Source organism: Campylobacter concisus (assembly GCF_902460545.1).
In the GTDB taxonomy this organism is placed as follows: Bacteria; Campylobacterota; Campylobacteria; order Campylobacterales; family Campylobacteraceae; genus Campylobacter_A; species Campylobacter_A concisus_AE.
This window is the reverse complement of record NZ_CABPUE010000013.1, coordinates 1-2591: the sequence shown is the minus strand read 5'-3', so window position 1 is coordinate 2591 and position 2591 is coordinate 1. Positions and strand designations below refer to the sequence as shown.

The following is a 2591-nucleotide window of genomic DNA, read 5'->3' as shown; positions in this document are numbered from 1 at the left end:
CTTATTTAATAGTGAATAATTTAATATATTTGCTTGAGAATTTCTATAAGCAACACTTAGCCTTCCTATATCTTTATCCTCATCTCTTGGCTGATGAGTAAAATTTAGAGGTATATTCTCATCACTATTATATTTTTCATCTTTAAAATAAAGTGGATAATCCTCCTCTTCATTGGCTTTAGACAAAAGAGCAGAGTTTAGATATATCCTTTGATTCATATTTTTGCTATCTAGCTTAAATATCTCTTTTAATACCTCAACATCGACTATACTTTTATCTACTGCACTTACACTAAGAGTATCGTTATTTTTATAAAAGATACTTCCCACGCTCTCATTCATAAGAGCTTTTATATCATCGGTTGCTACTTTATTATTGTAAGCTACATCATCATTATTTTGAGCGGATTTATTATTAGCTATTACTATGGCTTCATCGCTAGAGCTTATGTCATTAGAGTCTATGCTAGCCAAGAAATTTTCATTTTCTTTTAGCTTTACTAAATCCGCGTATTTTAGATTTATTATGCTCTTTAGCATATCTATTCTATCTTTTACGAAGATGCTAGCCTCTGCTATATCCACTCTATTATCTCGTAGTATCGTTATATTTTTATAGATGTTTTTGCTATAAGAGAAGTATTTACCAAGCTCATTTACGTCTATCTTTTTTTCAAATACAAATAAATTCAAAGCACAAATAGCCACTAGCATATCTATATCGCCAGCTCTAGCATCACTTACTATCTTTGTCGCATCTAGTTTATCTAGATCATCTATATCTAGTATCTTTACTAGATGTGCCTCTTTGTTGCTATTTTTATCTATGATGCTGCCTAAATTTTCTATTATATACCCGACCATATCTTGCTTGAAATTTTCATCACTAAATTTGCCATATTCGTAAAAGAGATTTAAATAAGCATAAAAGATATATAAAGGCGTATCTAGCATAGAAGCATCACTTATATCATCTATATTTACATCCAAATTTAACTTCGATCTTATGCATTTTAGTTTAAATTTAAGCGACTGGATATATTCATTTAGATAGTCAAGTGCTTCAGCTATATCTTTGCCTTCTATCTTGGCTTCATTTTCTTTATTTTCTAAAAGATAGCACAGCATATATAAAACCAAAACGCTCTCTTTTAAAAAGTGAGATCTAATTAATATATTCACCAAGTGTCTATTCTCGGTATTTTCATACTTTACTTCGCCAGTTGTATCTATGCCTAGTTTATAGCCTAGATCAGATATGACTGAAAAGGTAGGTTCTATCAAAACAGCTACATCTTTTGAAAAGCTATCTTCATCTCTATTGATACTTTGTTTAACGCTCTCTACGTGATGTATCTCTATGTCTATATCTTTTTCTTTGCTAGCTTTATTTATATTAGAGCTAACCTTTTTATCTGCAAGAGTCTTTTGAGCTTGTTCATTATTTTTAACTACATCTACATATTCATCTACGCTGCTCTTATCATCTTTAAAGCCAAACATACCTTTTATCTTATTAAAGACTGAGCCTACCATCTTTCCTATAAAGCCATCTTTGTCTATGACTCTTGCTATCCATCTTGCACCTTTTGCTATGGCTTTGGCTACAAAGCTAAGAAGCCTTAAGCTCCAAGTAAAAGCTGAAGCTAATATGCCACCATAAATTCCTGGAGCGTTATAAGTATAAAGTTCTTTTACTCCGCTATCTTTGAAAGTTACTGCATATATTTGAGCTAGATGACCTCCTAATGAGTGACCTGATAGGATGATATCTTTGGCAGTGTTATCTAAACCACTTAAGTTTTGACTATGAGAATTTATAGCTTCTTGCATAGAGGATTGAAGTGATTTTAAAGCAGATATTTGCATAAGCGCTCTTGATGTGATAGCCATAAAGGCATCATCTAAGAGATCATTTATTTTCATCTCTGTTCCTCTAAAGCCTATGATATAGTTTGACTTAAGCGTGTCATAAAATATAGTTGAGCTAAAACCTGATTTTTGATTAGGTATGTGCTTTACTAGCTCATAGCGATTAACAAAAAGTTTTGTGCGAGGGGAGAGGGATTCGGGTTTATAAAAGATATAGGGTGGCTGATCTGGTACCAAAGCTATAAAATTTTTTACATCATTTTTGAGTTGAGTATCTTTTGTTTCTCCATTTGCCCCAACTGGTTTCTTTACTATTTTATCTGCCATAAACCTAGCTTCAATTGCTAAAGCATAAGCGGTAGGATCACCAAAATTCCTACCATTGTTTTTTGCTTTCTCAGAAAGCTCCTCTATTGTGTCACCCTTGATAATATCATCTGCATATCTCCAAATAGGTTTTTTCTTTTCATCTTCTCTATAAGAATTTACAATGTTTTCAGGGACATTATCTTTACCAAATTTATCATAAAGCTCATCAAGTCCATTTCTTTCATTCTCAAATACATTATGAAGCATTGCATAACTTGCATCAGCTATATCAATATAGTCTTTAAAGCAATTTATTAGCTCTTTATTTGATTTTTTAGTTTGCACTTACTTGTCCTTGTTTGCTTTTATGAATTTGTTGTTTGTTAGAATGAATTTGTTTCCACCGCTTA

General features: G+C 31.9%; 1 protein-coding gene. It reads right to left on the bottom strand.

From position 1 onward, the window contains the following. Positions 1–2526, bottom strand: a 2526-nt coding sequence (locus FZ949_RS09165; RefSeq protein WP_148790367.1) for an Mbeg1-like protein, incomplete at its 3' end; no start/stop codon positions are given. Positions 2527–2591 lie beyond the last annotated feature (65 nt).